10 protein-coding genes are annotated in these 20436 nt (G+C 68.7%); 1 reads left to right on the plus strand and 9 read right to left on the minus strand.

Annotated features, from left to right (window positions below; translation table 11 throughout):
- Positions 1–185 precede the first annotated feature (185 nt).
- From FHR38_RS00530 to FHR38_RS00560, 7 genes are all read right to left on the minus strand, one after another.
- Positions 186–1889: a bifunctional 3-(3-hydroxy-phenyl)propionate/3-hydroxycinnamic acid hydroxylase gene (locus FHR38_RS00530; RefSeq protein WP_184531804.1), complete on the minus strand. Its 1704-nt coding sequence runs from the start codon at positions 1887–1889 to the stop codon at positions 186–188.
- A gap of 141 nt (positions 1890–2030) precedes the next feature.
- On the minus strand, positions 2031–5174 hold the full coding sequence (locus tag FHR38_RS00535; RefSeq protein WP_184531806.1) for an ATP-binding protein: 3144 nt from the start codon (positions 5172–5174) through the stop codon (positions 2031–2033).
- 183 nt (positions 5175–5357) lie between these two features.
- Entirely contained in the window at positions 5358–6110 is a 753-nt protein-coding gene (locus tag FHR38_RS00540) for a hypothetical protein (RefSeq protein WP_184531808.1), read from the minus strand.
- 162 nt (positions 6111–6272) lie between these two features.
- Positions 6273–7103 carry a DUF6406 domain-containing protein gene (locus tag FHR38_RS00545; protein WP_184531810.1) on the minus strand — a complete coding sequence of 277 codons (831 nt, stop codon included), beginning with the start codon at positions 7101–7103 and terminating at the stop codon, positions 6273–6275.
- A gap of 31 nt (positions 7104–7134) precedes the next feature.
- Positions 7135–17412 (minus strand): WXG100-like domain-containing protein, encoded by a 10278-nt coding sequence (locus tag FHR38_RS00550; RefSeq protein WP_184531812.1) that lies wholly within the window; start codon positions 17410–17412, stop codon positions 7135–7137.
- A gap of 4 nt (positions 17413–17416) precedes the next feature.
- Complete coding sequence (locus FHR38_RS00555) at positions 17417–17752, minus strand: hypothetical protein (RefSeq protein ID WP_184531814.1); 336 nt, start codon at positions 17750–17752, stop codon at positions 17417–17419.
- Positions 17749–18129 (minus strand): YbaB/EbfC family nucleoid-associated protein, encoded by a 381-nt coding sequence (locus tag FHR38_RS00560; protein WP_221448855.1) that lies wholly within the window; start codon positions 18127–18129, stop codon positions 17749–17751. The genes FHR38_RS00555 and FHR38_RS00560 overlap by 4 nt, the downstream gene beginning before the upstream one ends.
- A 120-nt stretch (positions 18130–18249) precedes the next feature.
- Here FHR38_RS00560 and mycP point away from each other — a divergent pair, with 120 nt between their 5' ends.
- Positions 18250–19545, plus strand: coding sequence for a type VII secretion-associated serine protease mycosin (gene mycP / locus FHR38_RS00565; RefSeq protein WP_221448856.1), 1296 nt, complete (start codon positions 18250–18252; stop codon positions 19543–19545).
- Between the two features lie 71 nt (positions 19546–19616).
- Here the strand turns inward: mycP and FHR38_RS00570 are convergent, their stop codons facing one another.
- The gene (locus tag FHR38_RS00570; protein WP_184531816.1) at positions 19617–19922 is read right to left on the minus strand and encodes a hypothetical protein; all 306 of its coding nucleotides are present in this window, start codon (positions 19920–19922) and stop codon (positions 19617–19619) included.
- Positions 19923–19941: 19 nt separating this feature from the next.
- Positions 19942–20295, minus strand: a complete 354-nt coding sequence (locus tag FHR38_RS00575) for a hypothetical protein (protein ID WP_184531818.1) — start codon at positions 20293–20295, stop codon at positions 19942–19944.
- Positions 20296–20436 lie beyond the last annotated feature (141 nt).

Below are 20436 nucleotides of genomic sequence, written 5' to 3' on the forward strand. Positions count from 1 at the left end.
CCCGTCGCCGGACCGAATGGCCGCGAGCGCCTCGTCGACGTTGGCCTACGACGTTGGCACAGTTTCCATCGGCGACACTCTCGCGTCCGTCCGCCCACACACGAGGCCAGAATCCGCGACTTGGTGCGCGGGTTGGTCGAGGCAGTCGAGCCCGAACCGCGTCTGGTCGGGCCGCTCGTCAAGGACTACGAGTGCGTCGCGGAGGCGATCACCGCAGCGGTCTCCCTCTCAGACCGGTGATCGACACTGGGTACCCCGGCTGGTGGGGAGAGGGCGGCAGCGAGTTCCCCCGCGACGCGATCGAGTTCGTCGGCCGTCGCGAGGGCGAAGACGAACCGGTCTGGCCGCAAAATCACCAGGTCTGTCTGGTGATCGCGTAACCAGCTACCGATCGTCCCGTCGACATCGACGACGTCCACATGCCGATCGGACTCGACCGACGTGGACAGACTCTCCAGTGGCGTGTCGGCCGGGTGTACGGCGACGAGCCGTACCGGCAGCCCGCGCCACCGGGAGTCGTCCGGGGGGTCCGCTGGCGCACCGTATTCGAGCACCGCGAAGCCAGAGCCCAGCGCCTTGTCGAGCAGCTGTGGCTCGGCCGAACCCGGGAGACCCACCCGTGGCTGGGGAAACATCGTCCCCACCGCACCGTCCCGCCGGCCACCGGCCAACAGACCCCGCTGATACGCCGGTACTGGCTTGAACTCGAAGTGCCGGATGAACCGGCGCACCCGGGGCACCAACTGGGCGGCCCGCAGGGCGGTGTCACGGAGCCAGGCGGTGGTGCGGCTACGAGCCAGGAAGACCCGTCCCATTCGTACGCTCGTCCGCGCCATCGCCACGGTGTGCGGGCGCCGTTCCATCTCGTATGTGTCGAGCACTGCCGGGTCGGCGGCACCGGACAACACCATGGCGAGTTTCCAGGACAGGTTCGCCGCGTCGCGCAGGCCGCTGCACAGGCCCTGACCGAGGAACGGGGGCATCTGGTGGGCCGCGTCGCCCAGCAGGAACACCCGACCCCGGCGCCATTCCCGTGCGACGAGGTGGTGGAAGGTATAGACCACCGCCCTGGTGATGGTGAACCGCGCCGGGTCGACGTACGGCTCGATCAGCCGGGTGAGGGTCTCCGGCCGGAGCATGTCGGCCTCGGTCTCACCGGGGCGCAGCATGAACTCCATCCGGTAGCTGCCCCGGGCTCCGGGCGACACGAACGCCGGCCGCTGCCAGTCACACACGAATGTGGTGTGGCCCAACCGTACGGCGTCCGGCGGGATGTCGCCGGAGACGGCCAGCCACGGCTCGGCGTAGCTTGCCCCCACCAGTGGAATCCGGACGGCCGACCGGGTGGTGCTGCGGGCTCCGTCGCAGCCGAGCACGTATCTGGCCCGGATCGGACGGGACTGCTCGGTGGCCACGTCGCGCAGCACCAGGTGCACCGAGTCGTCGTCCTGCTGCAGAGCGACCAGCTCGGTACCGAGGGCGAGGTCGACGTGGTCGAACCGGCCCAGGCCGGCGCGGAGTGTCTGTTCCAGCAACGGCTGGTCGAAGAAGTTCAGCGCCGCATGCCCGAAGCCGAAGTCGACCTCGGACAGGGCGATGCTGGCGAAGGTCCGACCGGCACGGTTGACGTAGTCGGCCCGCGATGGCTGGTGCATATCGCTAAGGACCTGGTCAAGCAGCCCAGCCTGCTGGTAGATGCGCAGTGCCTCGTCGTCGCAGGAGAACGCCCGTGGCTGGCCGTGCGGGGCGCTGCAGCGCTCGACCACCAACGTACGCAGGCCACGCGCACCGAGCAGGTTCGCCGTCAGCGCGCCGACCGGGCCGCACCCGACGACGACCACATCGACCTCGTGAACCGTTTCATGACCCGACAGCTGATCTGGACGCATGGCAGAACCCCCCGAAACGAACCTGACTCACCGGGACGGCCCGACCGTCCCAGAACGGTGGCCACGACATCAGGCGGGTGTGGAGAAGCTATGCAGAGCGCATGGAGACCGACGTCAGCCCAGGGGCCGACCGAGGTCGGCTCATGGTCCGTCCGGCGTGGTGAAGCGGGCCAGCAGCAGCCCGGCACCCTGTTCGGCAGCGATCCGGGCACCGAGGACCAACTCCGCAGGGTCGTTGGACGCGATACCCCGAATCCGATGTAGCTCGGCGGTGAAGACGGACTCCCCCAGCCGATCGGCCACGGCCAGCGCCTCGTCGGCCAGGACCGCTGCGGTCGTCAGCTCGCCCGCGGCCAGGTAGGCCTCGGCCATCGCACTGAAGGTGACGGTCCGGGTAGCCCGCAACCCGGGGCGGTAGATCCCCTCGGCTGCGGCACGCATCGCGGGCAACCGCGCGCTATCCCCGCTTCGGGCGGTGGCCCACTCGAAGAAGAACGTGCCGGTCGCCACGAAGTGCGGCATACCGTTGGCCTCGCCGATCTCGCGACACCGACGGGACGCAGCCAGAGCGGTGGCCACGTCGTGTTCCTGCATTGCCATCCAGGCGGCGTAGAGCGCGGCGTTCGCCCGCCCGTACGGGTCACCGAGTTCCTCGGCGAGCTGGTCGGCGTCGCCGATGTCCGCGCGGGCAGCGGCGGCGTCGCCACGCAGCGACCGGACCAGCGCACGGAAGTTGTACGCCGCCAGTGCTGGACGACGGCCGATCTGCTGGCCGAGTAGTTGCGGATCGGCAGCGCGCAGCCGGTCGATCGCCGAGGTGAGCCACTGGTCGGCCGCAGCCAGGTTGCCGGCGAAGTAGGCGACCGAACCCAGTAGGTATTCGCCGGCCGCGACGGTAGGGCCGGTTTCGCCGTCCTCGGCCCGGACCAGGCGCTCGGCCAGCTCGGCACAGATCGCGTAGTCGGCCCGGTTGGCAGCCAGCTCACCCAACGCCCAGAGGGCAGGCCGGATGTCCGCCTTCGGTCCGACCAGTGCCAGCAGGTCCCGGGCGCGGGAACAGACGCTGTCGACCGCGTCGGCACCGATGCCCACCGTCATCTGTAGCAGGGCGGCCCGATGGAGCTGGACGGCGAGTTCGATCTGGGCCGACGACGGCGAACCGGCGGAGACCGGCGACAACTGGAGCGCGGCGCGGTCCAGCTGACTGAGCGCATCCTCGTAGGCGAACCGCCGGGTCGCGTCGTCGGCTGCCGCCAGCGACCACCGCAGGTGGTCCGCGCCGTGGCCGAGCCCGAGCGCCTGGCCGTAGTGGTGGGCCAGCTCGGCCGGGGCGACATCACCGGCCCGCTCGTAGGCCATGGCCAGGCGGGCGTGCAACGCGGCCCGGCGCGGCGGGGGCAGTTCGGCGTAGGTGACCTCGGCGAAGAGCGGATGGCGGAACCGGGTGGTCGCCGGTCCGGCCTCGATGACCAACTCCGCCGTGTACGCCACCACCAGCCCGTCGGTGATCTCCTCGGCCGTCATCTCCAGGACCGTCGCCATCGTGTTCACGTCCAGCTGGCGATCAGCCACGCCGAGCAGATCAAGACAGGCACGGGCCGGTTCGGGCAGTTCACCGAGCCGGAGCCGGACCGTGTCCCGGATGCTCGGCGGGAGGTCTCCGATGCCCGGGTCAGTCCCCGATCGGAGTAGTTCGGTGATGAAGAACGGGTTTCCACTGGTACGGGTCACCAGGCGGGCCACGAGCCGCTCCCCGGGCAACACTCCGGTCCGTCGGTGGACCAGGTCGGCGACCGACGGGGCAGCCAACCCGGCCAGCCGCAGTTGGGTGAATCCGGGGCCCCGGGCCAGTTCCGCCACGGTCGCCGCCAACACCGGGTGATGCTCGTACGGCCGCAGGGTGGCGAGGACCAGAGCGCGGGTGCTCGACAGGACCGTGGCGAGGAACCGCAGCAGCAGCAACGAGTCCGGGTCTGCGGCATGTAGATCGTCCAGGACGATGAGCAGCCCGTGCCGGTCGGCCACCGTGCGTACCAGTTCCGCCACGGCCTCGTACGCGTGGAACCGTGCCACCGGATCGGGGTCGGCAACACCGTCCAGCCCGTGTAGAGGTCCGGTAGTGAACCCGTCCAGTGACGCCGCCGATCCGGTCGTACCGGCCTGCGGCATCGCGGCGAGCGCCCGCACCACCTGTCGCCACAGCCAGAACGGCGGTGACTGGCCGACGTTGGGGCAGTGTCCCCACACCACCGGGACACCGTCGGCAGTCGCCTGTTCGCTGATGGCAGCGGCCAGGCTGGTCTTGCCGATTCCCGGCTCGCCCACCACCGCGACCACGCGGCCACCCCGACGGCTCGCCTCGGTTAGCGCGTTTTCCAGTAACGCCAGTTCCACCTGTCGGCCGACCAACTGTTCCGCCCCGCCGACCGGCAGGGCCGTCGTCATGGTCGGCGGCGCGGCCCGTGCCGGGTCGGATGCAGCCGGCACCACCGGACCGGGTACCACCACCGCCGGTGGGACCGGTGCGGGCGGTACGGCCTGTTCGAGAATCAGCCGGTGCAGGTCGCGGGCCTGGGCACCGGAATCTAGCCCGTACTCGCGGGCCATGATGCGCCGTCCCTCTTCGAAGACCGCCAGCGCCTCGGTCTGCCGTCCGGACCGGTACAGCGCGAGCATGAGTTGCACCCGGGCCGCCTCTCGTAGCGGGTTGGCCGCCACGAACTGGTGCAGGTCCGGCAGGAGGCTCGCATGCCGGCCGGCGGCCACGGCCGCCGTGAACCGGCCCTCCTCGGCGCTGAGCCGTAACTCGGTCAGCCGCGTCGCCTCCGGCCGTACGGCGCTCAGCTCGGCCGCCCCGGCCAGTGCCTCACCGCGCCACAACGCCAGTGCCGTCGCGTAGCCGTGTTCCGCCGCTGCGGCATCTCCCGTGGCGAGCGCGACCGCGGCTGTGTCCACCAGATGAGCGAACCGGTTCGCGTCGATCGCGTCGGGGTCGACGCGGAACTCGTACCCCTTGAGGTGGCCGCGCAGGAGCTGGCTGGGCGCGCGGTGCGAACGGTGCGGCTCCACGGCCCGGCGCAGCCCGGCGACATAGCTACGCAACGTCATGCCCGCGCTGGCGGGCGGACGACCGTCCCAGAGCGCGTCGATCAACCAGTCGGCGGTGACGACCCGGTTCGGTCGCAGCAGGAACAGGACCAGCAGGGTCTGCTGTTTCGGCGCGCCGACCGGCACCAGCCGTCCGTCCCGGATGATCTCCAGTGGACCTAGTACTCGGAACCGCACACCATCACCGCGACACCCAGCCTCGACAGATTGATGCTTGAGTATGACAGCGCGGCCCGGCGGCGACCGCAGACAGATCCGATCGGATGCGTGTGAGCTGCGGTCGTGTCGGCGTGTCGCACTGCTCAGCTGCCAACGATCATGGCTCGCCTGATCCAGCCACCGCCGCAGTCGACGAGAGGCTCAGAGTGCGTCGTGGGTGCCGATGATCGATGGTGGTGCGTCGGTGTCGCGGTTCCAGTCCGCCTGGTCCTGATCCGACCAGGCGGTGCTGCCGTCGGCCAGCCGCGGGTTCAGCCGCGTGGCCAGCCACACCTCACGGTGTACGGGGACCTGCGCCGCCGCCTCTTGCAGTTCCCGGTACGACGCGGCGCACGCCGATTCAGGATGGAGCGTCGCGGCCGGCAACGGTCGATGGCGGACGACAAGTTGAATCGAACTCGCCGGCAGTGCCGGCTCAGCGGCGAGTTCGGCCAGCCGGGATGGTCTTATCTGGACGCCACCACCACCGGACACCGCGGGCGTCGGGAGGACCGCGACCGCCGCGAACCACCCCAGCGGGTCCTGTCCCACGCCGAACGCCCCGGAGCGGTGGGGGACGGTCGTGACCGTGAGCCCGGGTGCCACTGCGACAAGGCGCGGGTCGGGCGTGGTGTCCCGCATCGCCAACTCCGCTGTCTGGCGCGCGGCCCTGCGTGTGGCTCGGCGCCGGCGGACCAGTCGCGACCGGGTGCCCAGCGTCTCGTAGACCCATCGACCGCGCACGCGACACAGCACCCCGATCGCGATCAGTAGCGCCGTGCCGACCACGATCCCGCCAAGTGCCGGGGTCAGCATGTAGGCGGCGGCGCCAGCCATCGCGGTGGCCTCGATGGCAACCAGCTGCACCGCGCCGAACCGGCCAGCCGTACGATCAACCTTGGTCGATCCGGACATGCGGACAGCTTACGTGACCTCTGCAGTACGGTCGCAAGGATCGTCGGAGGCTGGGCATCGGGGGGCATGGATGACGGAGCCGGGGCCGGTCCTTGACGGCGAACCCGCGATTGCCTGGTGGTGTTCTCCGGGCTACCGGAGACCTCACCGGGACCGGGAGGGTCAGGGCTGCTCCCACCAGTTGAGGTCGGTCGAGTCGGAAGCGGCGATCTTCTCGGACGGAGCGGCCGGCACGGGCTGCATCCGACCGATGAAGTGGCTGATGTCCTGCGCCAGGTAGACCAGTCGCTGCTCCCGGTCCGCAGCGCCCGCACTGGCGGTGGGAGCCCACCGGTCGTCCTCGGGCAGAAACCACACCGCGTCACCGTACGGATGGTTCACCTTGACCGCCAGCAACCCGCCGGACGGTACGGCGATCACCAGATACTCCCGGCTCAGCCACCGATCACGGTGTAGTTCCTGGGCCGCCACCAGGTCGATCGCCGGATGGCGGGGGTGCACACCGAGCAATGGGGTTTCCGGCAGCAGCCGGAACGGCAGACCGGCACCATGGTGCTCGACGGCGGGCGAGGCACCGTTGTTCCTGGCCAGCCAGCGCCGATACCTCGGTGGTAGGTCCTGCCCCAACGCGGCCTCGACCGAGGCCAACTGCTCTTCGCCGAGGCGGCCGTAGGGGTTCAGCCGGGCCGGGTCCCAGACGTACCCGCGCGGTGGGTCCTGGGGCTCGTCGGCGTCCACCCGGCGGACGGTGACCTGCCACTGATTGGCGTTGTCGAAGTTGACGTCGGCGAAGCGCCAGACCTCCTCGCCGACCGGAAATGTCTCGCTCAGGTTGACCACGACGTCGTAGCTGTCCGGACCGCTGGTCGGCATCACAATGATCTCCGCCGAGACCGGTGGGCCCGGGGCGACCCAACCCACGCCCAGCCGTGCCGGCCCCAGATCCACCGGTACGTTGTTGGGAATCACCTCGACATTGGTGAACGACCTCATGGGAATCCCCTCCGGCTTCCTCATCGGGCCTTCACCCGCCCAGCATCGCGAGCAACGTCGGCTCGTCCGGCAGCGTAAAGCCGAGCACCTGCTGCGCGATCCGCTCCGCCTCGATCCGGCCAACCGGCGGCGTGCCACCGGCGTCGGCGGCGGGATGGCCGGTCGTCCAGCCGGTGGACCGTTGGCCGAACGCTCCCGTCTGCACCACGGTCAAGCCCTCGACCGTGCCGCCGGGCGACGTCTGGGCGAAATAGGCGAAGGTGGAGTCAGGGTCGTCCTCGTCGGGCCGGAACTGGGTGTTGGCATGGAAGGGCGGCGAGGTAGGCGGCTGGGCGGGGGCAGTCACGGGTACGCGGTCCAGGTATGTGTGTTCCGGTGCCATGAGGTCGAGGAACTCCCGAATCGGGATCGGGCTCGGATGGCGGCGGTTCCACGGATTGTGCAACCGCACGAATCCGCCTTCGACCTTAATCACCTCGTACGCATGCGTCATGATGAGATCGTGCGGCAGCTTCTGCTGCTGGTGCTCCGGGTAGTCGTCCTTACCCATGGTCCCCACCACCACCGGACTACCGGCGGCGAGTAGCGTCGCCAACCGGGCCTCGACAGCCTGCTCCTGCCCCGGGGTTGAGTCGAATCGCCCCATTCGAGCGGGTTCTCCGGTCAACTGGGTGAGCACCTCGGCCACCAGCCACGCATTCAGGCCGCTGCTGAGCCGGGCGTAGCCGAGCGGGGCGGCGCTGCCCGGGTCAGTGACCTTGTGCACGGTTGCCCAAGTCTGCTGCCAGTTATCGCGTCGCTGGTCGGTCCAGGTCCGGTCAACGGCCGCCAGGGCCTTCTCCAGGATCGATGCCCAGGACGCGCCGACCGCGTTCTGCGTCGCGTAGGCCGCCTGACCGGGTGCGCTGGCGGTCTCCGGCACCTCGGGATAGACCGTGATCCGTAGCCGGCGGCCCGTGGGCTTGGTGTGCTCACCCGGCGGCGTGCTCTCATGCAGGACCACATCGACGCTGCCGTCGGGGTGTGACTGAAAGAGCCCGAGGATGGTGTCCGGGCTGTGCGAGGCCACCGCACCTATGCTCGCCACCATGGGGCAGTTGTTGAGTCGACCCTGCTGGACCTGCTCACGACCTGGAATGCCGTTCCACAGTGGTATCGACTGGCCGGTTTCGGAATCAACCGGCCGACCGTAGCCCAGCGCGGGCTTGTTGGGCGACGGTGGCAGTGACACCCGGTGCGCGAGCGCGCTGGTTTCGTCCTGGTCTGTCTTGGTCGCGCTCCCCTCCTGGTAGTGGCCCGCAACCGGCGGGAAGAAGGTACGCAGCGCCGAGGTCAATGCGTCCGACACCAGCACCATCACTCGGGAGCCGCCCACGTAGTGGAAGTTGTGGGTGGACAGGACCGCCAACCCCGTGGGGTCCCCGGCGTACCGGGCTCGTAGGGTCGCGCGGGCCCGCGCCCGGTCCTCTTCGAGCAGCGACTGCCGCCCCGCCTCCGTACGCAGATCGAAGGCCGGCTCGGCACCACGCACCTTGACCTCTGGCGGGCCCGGCGGGACGTACGGCCGCAGGTCGAAGCGACCGGTCAGGTCGATGTACACCCCTTCCTGGGCGACCTGGTCGGCCAACTGGGGGTTCACCGCCCGGATCTGGGCCAGCAGGTTGTCGGGAAGCCGGAGGATCTGCCCGGCGTACGCAGGCAGCCTCGGCAGGCTGGCCTGGGTGTCCTCGGCGGACATCGCCAACTCGTGCAGCCGGGTTCGCAACTCGGCCCCGGACAACACCGTTCCGGAATCGGTCAACCGGGCCCGATAGTCGTACCTCCGGTAGCGTTGCAGCTCGGTGAGATCCGACTCGCCGGTGACCACCGCCGCAACCTGCGACCGTGCTATGGGTGGCACGGTGAGCTGGTTCAGGTATGCCACCACGTCGAGCGGCAGTAGCTTGCGGCGGGCAGCCGCGTCCTCGCTCGTGGGTACGAGCCCCAGGTGCTCGGTCAGGGCGGCGAGTTCGGCGCGAATACTCTGTCGCCCATCCGCGTCGGCGGTGCCGTACTGCGCGGCGAGGAGGCGAATCTCTGCCATCCGGCCGTGGTCGTGGGCGCTGAGCCCAGCTGGATCGATCGGCCCGTGGACGTTGCCTGGTTCAAGCGGAGCAGCCAACTGCCCCATGACCTGCAACGCCACCAACTCCGCCGCCTCGTGGGCCACGGCGCGGGGCACCGCATTGTCACCGGCTCGGTCCGACACCGTCACCGTGAACGTCCCATCGACGTTTCGCACGGTCTGCGCCACGACCCCACCGTCCAACGGCCCCACCGCGAGCCGGACCCGAATCGAGGGCGATCCAGCGGGCCGGATCTCGTACTGTCCCGAACCAACCTCGACGATGTCGGTGGCCCCCACCATCCCGGACACCATGGGGAACACCGTCCGGGCCCGGTTCCAGACCGCCGCGGGATCGGCGGTCGGACGGCCCAACCCATGGAACGTCGAGCCGGGCACTGCGGCGGCGGTGCTCCGCCCATCCGCAGTGGAACCGTCTCCATCCGGCTTCCCGTACGTCGAAACCGGTTCTATCTGCGGCGAGGGGCCACCAGGCCGATCGCGCTGGGCACCGCTGAGTCCTTTGGACGGTTCGGGTCGGGTCAGTGTTTCCGTCACGTAGTGGTCGTGCATGGTGAGATAGGCACGGCCGATGATCGGACCCAGTTTTTCGCTGCTTCTCACCTGTTCACCGAGGTTACGCTTGACGACCACCTCCTCGAGGGTCACCTGGTAGCGGAGTTCGAGTGCGACGACCGTCACCGGGCCCTTCTCGTTGTTGGTGGTCTCGTTGCGGACGCCGGCACTCATCGACCGGCCCACGCTGGCGTTGTCGCCAAAGTTGACGCCCTGGCTGGATTCGCCAATGGCCGTCTGTGTATCGCCGAAGTTCGCGGTGACCGGAACGAGATGGTCACGCCCACTACTCTGGCTGAGCAGGTGCTGGCTCCGATCGACCTCACCCATTTCGACCTGTGGACGGTGCCGCCGATCCTCGTAGTTCCCCTCTGCTCCGGCGTTGGGCTCGGCTTCGGGGATGTGGTCGGTTACGACCTTCTGGGCGATCCGCAGGTCATGCGCCGTGGCTTCGACCCGCACTCGCCAGGCTCGGCCTGGCTTGCCCGGTACCGGCAACGTGACCACGTCGTGCCCACCCGGGCTAGTGATCTTCTCCAGCATCGAGTTGTGCACGATGGCGGAGAACTGCCGGGTCAGGTCAGAATCTCGGGCAGCCATCCCCGCCTTGCCAAGCCTGCTCTTGTCGGCCAGATGTTCCCGGATCGTGGCGAGCAACTCTCCAGCGGCTACCGAGCTGACCTTGTAGCGTTCCGGCAGTCGGGCCACACTCGTAGGCTCCGGCTTCCTTCGGGGTGCGGAACGGACCTCAGGCGGGCTGACCTTCGCGTCTTGTGTGGCCTGAAAGATCCGCCTCGGTACGGCCAGACCCGCCGGGACCAACAACTCGGCTGAGGCATCGAGAGATGCCGACGAGATATACGGTACGCCGCGCCGTCGGAGCAGATCGGCGGGGAGCCGCAGAAGCCGCTCCACCGGGCGGGGCCGGGACCGGGTCACTTCGACGGTGAACTGGTAGTTTCGGCTGAACATGTCGACGCCGCCGTCGAAGTATCCGGCGCGTTGGACCCGGGTGAGCTGTTCACCTGTGGTGCCGCTGCCGGACCGGCCGCGACCGGTGCCGACGCCGCCCGCCGGGGTGTGGTCGAAGCCGCCGCCCGGGTTGCCATCGCCGGACAGCGATCCGCCGGGCCCCCGTCCGGTGCTCCCGGTCCGCCCCGACTCCAGGTAGCTGTAGTCCTGGCTGATCACACCGGTGGTAGCACTGTGCCCGGTCCGTACCCCGCCGTCGACGGGAGTCGCGGTTACCCGGATTGTGACCATCTCGGTGAACCACCTGGTCAGCGGCACCTGGAAGGAGAGTTGGAGCCCATCCGAGGAGAGCATGTTGTCGATGTTGCCGGTCCACCGTCCACCGGCCAGGATGCTGGTCAACCCCTGGTGCAGGCCGGGCAGCTGGTCGGTGGCGTACGGCGCGACCGTGTTCAGGACCTCCATCACCTGATCGAACATCTCCACCGAACGGCCATCGGTGTCGGTCAGGTCGACGGCTCCGAGCCCGCTGTCGCCCACCGCGTCGCGCAGGTGCTCCGGCAGTGCCAGATCCTGCATGGGGATGATCGTTGGTGCCCGCAGCACGAGATAGCGGATTCGGGTGGTCGGATCGGTGTGCTCCGGCGGGACCGTCACCTCGGGGTACGCCTCGGCCAACCGGTCGGCCAACCGGTCGGCAAGCCCGCCATCGGTCTGGAACCGGGCATCGGGCAGGCCGAGTTCGGCTACCACCTGTCCACCCACTGCCCGCACGTCCTGGCGGTAACGGCCCAGCACGTCGACGACGATGGACCGATCGAGCTTGAGGTCACCGTTGGCGTACCGCGTGATCGCGTCCGCGACGACATCCAGTGGTACGGACTGCTCCCCGGACGCGTAGAACGCCAGCGCGATCCGCTCCGGTAGCGCATACACCACCGATCGGGTCACGGTACGGGAGTCGGTCCGCGCCCCGGTCAGGTGATGCTCCGTACCGGTGACCTCGAAATCCACCGGCATCCGGAACACGTACGCCATGTCGGTGTCGATGACCAACCGCTCACGCGCGTTGATCTGCAACGAGCTGAGCGACTCGCCGCGCAAGTGAGAACTGGAGTAGCCGAGCTTGGTGTTGCCATTTTCGTCGTCGTCCTTGTTGGTCGGGTCCGCGCCGGTGCCGCGAATGCCTCCCGTGCCGGACCCGCCCCAACCGGCGCCATGGTTCGCCGCGAAGGTGTGGCCCTGGCTGGCCAGGGTCATGTTGATGTCACCGAGGATGAGGCCCGACGCGGAGACGAATTCGGAGCCACCTGGGGTACCCCGGAACGACAACGTCGACCGCAGCGGTCGCGGCCCGCTCGGATCCACCGCCAACTCGGTTCGGTAGTCGGTGGACGACCACTCCGGATGGGCGAGCATGTTCCGGATACCGGCGAAGCTCCGCAGGTGCAGGTAGCCCGGAGAGCCGGGCTGGCTGGCCTTGGGGAGCACCGCTTGCACCTGCTCCCAGAACCGCCCATCCATGTGCATCATGGTGGCCGCGCGCAGCACCCGCCGTGACGTGATCGGTGCCGTTCCGGGCGCCGGGACACTCGATTGCTGGCGAGAGCCGTCCTCCGGCAGCAGGTCGGCCGGCAGCAGCACCCGTGCCTCACCCGAAGCGCGGGCCAGCTCGGTCGCCGTACCGTTGTCATCGAGCCGCTCGACCCGTAGCCCGTGCCCTACCCGGAAGATCGCCGACGGGCCCGCACTCTCCACGAGGGTGACCTGGTTGACCGTGTCACCGACCGACCGGCCCGCGCCGCGTCCCCGGTTGCCGCCCCCCTCGGCCCCTCCCCCGGTCGGTGCCCCCTCGCCGCTGTCCAGCGCGACGCCGCCGCCCGCATTCCCGAACGATGAGTGACCCCGCGACTCGTTGCTGCTACGGCCGAACGAGTCCGACCCGATGTCCAGGCCGACCACCGTGTCCGCGCTGGTCAGCCCGACGTACGTGGCAGTGTCGAAGTCCTGGGTCAACTGGACCCGCAACGTGATGTGCTCCGGCGCCAACCCGGTCCGATAGCGCACGAGCGACATGGTGATCCCATCCTGGGCCACCTGGTCGTACCGGGCCTCCAGATCGGCTGCGGTCAACTCCGACACCACGCGCAGGTTCGCCGCCTCGTATGCCGCCTTCAGCAGGTTGCGGGAGAACTTCGGGAACCCGTTCTCGTCTCGTTTCGGCAGCCACCCGTCTTGTTCGAGCTTGGCCTGAAGCGTCGCCCGGAGACCTTCCGGCCCATCCACGCCAGCCAACCGTTGCACCAGGGCCGGCCCCGCCCCCGGCGCCCCCGCACGCCCCAGCCAGCTCGGCAGCTCGGCGTTTCGTCCCGGCGGAGGGCCATCGACCGGATCATCACGGAGCATCGCCACACCGTCCCGATGCCCCACCACGGCGGCCTCGTCGACCGGCAGCCCGAACCGGGCGGCATCCGACTCCGTGGTGAAGAACAGGGCGTCACTTGTGGTGCTCAGGGTCACCGGCCCAGCGTTGCGTTTCAACCGCTGGACTCGCAGCGTCACCGTCATGTTCCGCAGCTCGTAGCCCTGGTTGTGACCGGACTTACGATTCACCGTGGGCTTGATCCCGGTCACCCCGGTGTTGGTCGTGAAAGCTCTGTTCCTGCCTCGCGAATACTTGCCGCCGAAACTGAACTCCGCCCCATCCGGCAGACCATCCTCTGCGGTGGCCTTCCCACCGAGGGTGGAGTACCACGAACCAGATCTGCCCTTCGTCACTGACCCGAAGGCGTTGTCGAACGAGACTCTCAGCCACTCCAGGAAGGTCCAACGACTCGCCCTGCCGACCGGTTCCGCATCCCACCGGCGGTCCGCCGGATCAGTACCCTCCTGAACTCCCAACTCCACCTGAGCCTGCACCACCGCCACCGGACGGCCACCAGCGGTGATCACCCGCAACAGCCCGTTCGGGCTGTTGACCGCCTCGGCGAGCCGCGCCGGAAGCTCCTGGGTCACCAGGTCACGCACCTGCTGCCGAGCTACGTCGAAGTCGGTCAACTGGAGCGCGTACGCCGCCTCGTCGCTCAGGTCCGCCAACCCGGTCATCCCGGTCGTCACGCCCTCTGGGAACGACGTCGGCTCGGCATTGGACGCTGGTGTGATCCGCACCGTACCGGCCGGGCTGTGCTCGGTGTAGACGTGCCCGACCCTCAGCCGCGCACTGTCCCGGTCACCGTCGACACCGCTGTCGACCGTCTGCGTCGGGGACCATCCCCCACCACTCCTGTCGCGGCTGGCCTTCCGCATCGTGGCCGGGGTACGGATGGCCACCTCCCAGACGCCATCCACGTCGTACAGGGTGGTGTCACCACGGTCGTCGGTGACCGCACCCAGTAACGAGTGGCTGTTCCCGCCGCCGTAAACGGAAGTGGTCCAGCCGCGTCCGCCGCCGAGATCGAATTTCACGAAATTGGCGAGTTGTCCCACCGCGTCTCGCCAGCTTCCGTCGCCCGAGTACGATGCCAGTAGCCTTGCGATGATCTTGCTAGCCGGGATGTTGACGGACCAACCGGAGGCAGTGGAGCTGGTGGCATTCTGCGCCAGGTTGCCCTGCGGCAACTGGCCGATCATCATCTCGGACGGTTTCGTCGGCGGGTCGAGCAGTTCGACCGGGGTACCCGGCCGGAACCGGATGCGGACCTCGCCGACGGTCCTGATGCCGAGCCGCATGACGGCGCCCTCTGGGCCCGACACCTCACGCCACCGTGACCGCAACTTCCAGCCGAACGTATCCGGCCGCACCGTGGCGTCGACACCATGCTGTTGCAGCAGGTCGTTGACCCGGTCAGTCAACGCTCTCTGGAACGGCAACCACCCGGTTGGTACCGCCACATGTAGTGCCCGGGCCGGCGGTTGGGCCGCGTCGAGCGCGTCCCGGTACTTCCCAAGCTGAGCTGCCGCTGCTCTTTCCTGCGTCACCAGACTCGGGAGGTGCTCGACCCGGCCGGCAGAGTCGAGATCGCCGAGTTCTCGAACCCTGGCCACCCCGGCTGCGAGCTCGCGGTACGCGTCGCGTGCCACAACGGCCTGAGCCGACGCCCGCCGGTACGCATCGGCAATCCGCTTGTGCCGAGCCGCGTTGTCCCGCTGCTGATCGGCCTCCTTCATCGCGTCGTTGCGTCGCCGGGCGGCACCCCGATCGCCGCGATTCGGACCCGCCAAATCCGCCCGCTTCTCCGCCTCCTCCTTCCGGGCCTCCTCCGCCTGCTTCAGTCGCCTCGCCACCCGCCGGTCCAACGCCGCGCTGGCCTCGTCCAGCGCCGCCGCCAGTCGCACGATCGGGGTCGGCAGCGCCGCGACGAACGCGTCGGCCCTCAACACATCGCCACTGTCCAAGCCGGATCGAATCACGGCGACCTGCTCCGCGATCGCCGCTGCGTCAGCGTCGTACTGGTCGAGCCGCAGCGTTTCGAGCAGGTCCGGCGAGGTGTCGGTGTTGCTGACCAGCCCGCTCTGATCCGCCTGCCGATCGGCTCCGACCGACTGCGCATCGTCGACGGCGATCTCCCCGGGCGTGATTGGAGCCGACCGCGCGGCCTGATCTGCGGGCTGTGGGGACGGCTCAGCGCCCCTTTCGCCAACCTGTTCCTCGCGCGATGATTCCGCTTCCGGATCATTCGACCGTCCGCCTTCGACCCCGGAAGCTGGCGTTTTGCGGTCCTGTTCGGATCCGACGTGCTCGCCCTGCGCTGCACGGAGTGGGCTCGGATCCGTGGCCTCGGGGTTCACTGTCGGCTCTGGTACCGCTTCTGGTTGCGTTCTCGGCGGCGACGGGCGGCGCGCGGCAGTCTGTGCCGGTGAAGTGCGCTCGGCGGGATGGCCAACATCGGGGGTGGGACGAAGCTGGACACCGGTGGGACCCGGCTGGGCTGGCTGGTCGTGATGCTCCGAGCGCCCGGTTTGGTTGCTGTCCGAATCTGTTGTGGCTTGCTCGATAGGAGCTTCAGCCGGCGGCACCGCATCGGCCGGGGGTGCGGCGTCCGTCGGAGGTGCGGCATCCGTCGGAGGTGCGGCGTCCGTCGGGGGTACGGCATCCGTCGGGGGTACGGCATCCGTCGGGGACGTCGCCTCGGTTGATGTCTCCGACGCTGCGGAAGGCTCGTCGTGGCCGAGGTCCGACTCTGAGCCCGCGTGGCTCGACGCGCTGTCGGTGTGCTCCCCAGTTCCCGAAGCGGTTTGGTTCGAGCCACCAGGAGCGTGCTGCGGCGTGCTTCCGCCAGCGCGGGACGATGTGGAGCTGCCCGCTGCGGACGTAGTGGGCGACGCCGTCCCGGTCACCGCTGTAGGGCTGGCTCCGGCTACCTGATCGGTCCGGTCCGCCGGTGGTGACCCGGTCGAGCTGGAGTCATTCTCCTTGCTGCCCGCACCGGCATCGGCACCATGGCCAGACTCAGACTCAGCAGCGGAGCCCGATGTGGTCTGGCCAGATGACTCCGACGCTTCGTTGCCACCGGAGTCGGCAGCCGACGGTCCCGCCCCGCTGTCCGACATCTCGCCCCACACCGGAGACACGCGTTGCGGCGGATCGTCAGGTGGCTTGTCGTCATTTGCCGAGGCGTCGGCCTGCGGCGTGCCGGTATTCCCCTCAAGCTCATGTACGACGTCCGCCCACGTCGGCACCGGATTTCCGGTGTGATGCTCGTACAACTGACCGCCGGCGACCTGGCCGGTCGTACGCATCCCTGCCATCGAGCCGGCGACTACCGCATTACCGAGGTAGGCTTCCCCACTCGGCAATTCCCACTCTTTGTAAACCGCCCCTTGCCCGACTGCACTGGCAAGCGGCGACGTCGCACCGTTGACAACAACCGCGTTGGTGCCTTTACTCACATACGGGGCCAGCTTCTTCGAAATGTTCTTGTCAACCACGTCCCCCAGTTTTGCGGTAAGTCGATGCATCCCAGCCTTGTTGACGGCGGTGCCCATCACTCCCCCGGCGGCACCACTCACGGCAGCGGACAGAGTCTGCCTGGCATCGATGCCGCCGTAGCCGCGCACCATGCTCGCGGCCTGGGAAGTAAGGTCGATGAAGGTCTCCTCGGCAGCCTCCTGCACCATCTCGCCCACGAGTTTCACACCAACCCGACTGAGCCCACCCAACCCGTTCACCGACCGACCGACACCGGCAGCGAAGGAAGCCATCCGCCCCGAGATCAACCTGGCCATCCTGGCCGCAAACATCGTCGCCCCAGCCGGCCCACCGAAGGCCGAGGCGAGCGCGAAGAGCCCAACGTTGATGCCTATCTCCACCCAGATCGCCATCTTGGCGTCGCTGATCTGCTTGGCGTAACCACGACAATCGGCCGCTATTCTCTCCAGCGCGGTAACGACCGGGCCGAGACTTTCCTGGTTGTATGAGTCGATGTTGTGGTAGATGTGGAAGCCCGCCGCGTCCCGCCACGTGTCGGCAGACATGCTCCTCGCGGCGGCACCTGATTCCTCGATGGCCTTCTTCAGGGCGGCGGCAAGACCACTGAATACGTCGGCCAGGGCACTGACCTCCGATTCGCTGTCCGGAGGCCAGAGATATTCGAAAGCCGCAACGCCTGCGTTCTTGACCGCGTCCCACAGGTCGCTTATGGGCTCCGGAACATCCACCATGTCAAGGCTGCGAGTTCCGCGGGAACTCTTGAACGGCTTCGTCGTCCGCACCCTGGTATATCTGCGCCGCCTTGTAGCCCCAATTCGCCAACTGCCGATAGTCGTCGGGAATCTTGTCCAGGATCGAGCGCAGCTCCTTGACGTTGGGCTCGAAGCCCTCCATGAACTTCCGGCCCATCGGTCCCCCGCCGATCTCGGTACTGTCGATCACCCCAAGAGCGGTGCGCCAGGTGCCTTCGAACTCTTCGCCGACGTTGTGCACTGTCTTGAGATGGGTTCTGGTCTCGTCGGGGAGCATGTCCATGACCCCGTCACCGTTACGGTCGATCGCGTTCACGGCCGGTCATCTCCGGAGACCTGGCGGTCGAGCTCGTGCAGGAACGGGTCGAACCGCAGGTCGGTCGTCTCGGCCGTGGCACCGGGGGGCAGGTACGCTCCCGCGATGGCGACGGCCTCCTCCTTGGAGAGCGCTACCGCGTGACGGATGGTGTCGGTGATGACCTGCGCCAATGCGGTCGAGTTGGGGGTGCGGTAGATGCGCGGGTCGAGCCACAACTCGATCAGCTCACCCGCACCGCCGACGGTTGCGCTGATCAGCCCGTCGCCGGAATCGGCGGTAACCCGGATCTCGGCCGACCGCTTCTGTATCGACCGGACGTCCTCGGCCATCCGTTCGTACTCGCCGTACATCTCCAGGTGCAGGGATGTATCCACGGTGCGCCTCCCGAGATCGCTTCCGGTCCAGTTTCAGGCCGGGTACGACGTGGCAGGGACGGTTGACCTGTTGCGGCCACGTGGGAACACTGCGGAGCCCGACACCGCGACGATCCATGGGTGAGACCACGTCAGGTGCCCACTGCCGCCGCCGTGTTGGCTGCGACCGTGCTTCATGTCATCGGCGGCGCGAGCGGGGCGGCCGCGGCTCCGCCCGCCGGTGCTTGCCACAATCCAGATCCGGGCCGCAACCAGGTACGGGCGCAGCCCTGGGCACAACAGATCCTCGACCCACAACGGGCATGGCCGCACAGCCGGGGCGCCGGGGTGCTGGTCGCGGTGGTCGACTCTGGTGTGGATGCCGATCACCCGCAGCTACGCAGGCCCGGAAAGGTGCATCGGGGCCGCGACTTCTACCTGGCGGGTGCGCTGCCGGGTGCGTTCGACTGTGTGTCCCACGGCACCGGCGTGGCCGGCATCATCGCCGCCGACCCGGTGCCCGGCATCGGCTTCCACGGGGTGGCCCCGGACGCGCAGATCCTGCCGGTGCGGATCAACGACAGGGATGTCGGCGGCCAGGGCGAGTCCCTGCGGATAGATCCGCAGGTCGTGGCCAACGGCATCCGTTATGCCGCCGACCGGGGGGCGAAGGTGATCAACCTGTCGCTCGCCGGCCTTGACGACTTTCCCACCATCCGGGCGGCGGTCGCGTACGCCGTGGCCACAGATGCGCTGGTGGTGGCTGCGGCGGGCAACGCGCAGCGGGACACGACCACCGAGCTGCCGGCCTACCCGGCCGCCTACGAGGGCGTGCTCGGCGTCGGCGCGGTGGACATCGATGGGGCCCGGATGGCCGGCTCGCAGATCGGCCGGCACGTGGATCTTGTCGCCCCGGGGGCCAAGGTGCTGGCCACGACCAGGGTCGCCGGCCACACCTATGTCGACGGCACCAGCTATGCCGCGCCGTTCGTTGCCGGAACCGCGGCACTGGTGCGCGCCGCCTGGCCCGAACTCACCGCTGGCGAGGTTGCTCGGCGGCTGGTGGCCACGGCCAGTCCGGCCCGTGGAGGTCGAGACAGCAGGTCTTACGGTGCCGGTGTGGTCGACCCCTATCGGGCCGTGACCGATGGGCTCGACCCTGACCGGCCGGCGGCGCTGCCCGCGTACGTCCCGCAGCCGCCGGACCAGGCGCAGCTCGACCGGGCCGCATGGGAGCACGATACTGCGGACACGGCAAAGTTGCTGGCCACCGTCGTGTCCGGCGGGATCGTGCTGGCCGGGCTGGTGGTGGCGATCGCGTCACGCGGTCGCCGGCGTCGTTGGCGAGCGGGCTGGGCCGCTACGGTGCCTACCGAGCCGACCGTCGTCGAGCCGCCGGAGCAGATATTCCTCATCTCCGAGCCAAAGCGCGAGTAGCGAGCGCTACCGGCGGATGCCCCGGGAGCTCCAGGGCTCTTCCGGGGCATCCGCCTCGCCTGACCCACCGATCAGAGTCGACCCATCCCCATCTGGGCCTTGCGCACCGCGTCCATCAGGTGCTCGTTGGCGTTGATCACGGCTCGCGCCTGTGCTGTCTCGGTGTCCCAGGTCTCGTTGGACGTCGCCTGGGCCTGGCCCGACTGCTCGTAGTAGCTCTGGCCGAACGAGTCCGTCAGATCGTTCTGGTAGATGAACTCCGCGCCGCGGTGGTGGTCGTCGGTGTACTCGCGCTTTTCCTGTGCCCCCCTGTTCAGGGCGTCCGCCATGCCGTGGTTGGTGTCACTGTGGGCGGTGATCCGAGATGACGAACTCATCGTCGTATTCCTTTCCGGGTCAGATCTGGGCGGCGATACCGTGGCCGCCGGTGCCCCCGAAGGTCACCCGGCTCGCCTCTTGCGTCGCGGCGTCGTCCGCGTCCTGGTAGTAGCCGACGGCCCGGTACATCCCGTCCGAATCATCCTGGTACATCGGAGCGATCCGACCGGTGACGAAGCCGTGCCTGCTCTCCTCGGTGTTCATGAGCCCGTCGCGCCACAAACCGGAACTGACGGCCACACCGTCGCCGACCGAGTTCGTCACGCGCTGGGAACTGTTCTGCAGATCGGTACTGGCGTCGGACGAGATCTTCGCCTGCCGCTGCATGGCGGCGACGTCACCGTCGATCTTGCCGCTGGTCGGACCCATCATCGAATCGTTCCTCCGAATCGGTCTGCTCGGTGATACAGCGCTCTTCCTCGATGGTCGAGCCCCAGGCTAGGCCGCGAGGAAGCGCCGCCAGTGGCTCGCGGCACTTTCCTGCCATCGCGCCCCACCGCCGCCGGTGCTCGC

Origin of the sequence: Micromonospora polyrhachis (assembly GCF_014203835.1) — a bacterium.
GTDB classification, from domain to species: domain Bacteria; phylum Actinomycetota; class Actinomycetes; order Mycobacteriales; family Micromonosporaceae; genus Micromonospora_H; species Micromonospora_H polyrhachis.

What these genes read in the sequence shown, in the direction of transcription:
- FHR38_RS00530 (WP_184531804.1), bottom strand. Translation starts at nt 1,889, where the DNA reads ATGCGTCCAGATCAGCTGTCGGGTCATGAAACGGTTCACGAGGTCGAT.
- FHR38_RS00540 (WP_184531808.1), bottom strand. Translation starts at nt 6,110, where the DNA reads ATGTCCGGATCGACCAAGGTTGATCGTACGGCTGGCCGGTTCGGCGCG.
- FHR38_RS00545 (WP_184531810.1), bottom strand. Translation starts at nt 7,103, where the DNA reads ATGAGGTCGTTCACCAATGTCGAGGTGATTCCCAACAACGTACCGGTG.
- FHR38_RS00570 (WP_184531816.1), bottom strand. Translation starts at nt 19,922, where the DNA reads ATGAGTTCGTCATCTCGGATCACCGCCCACAGTGACACCAACCACGGC.
- FHR38_RS00575 (WP_184531818.1), bottom strand. Translation starts at nt 20,295, where the DNA reads ATGATGGGTCCGACCAGCGGCAAGATCGACGGTGACGTCGCCGCCATG.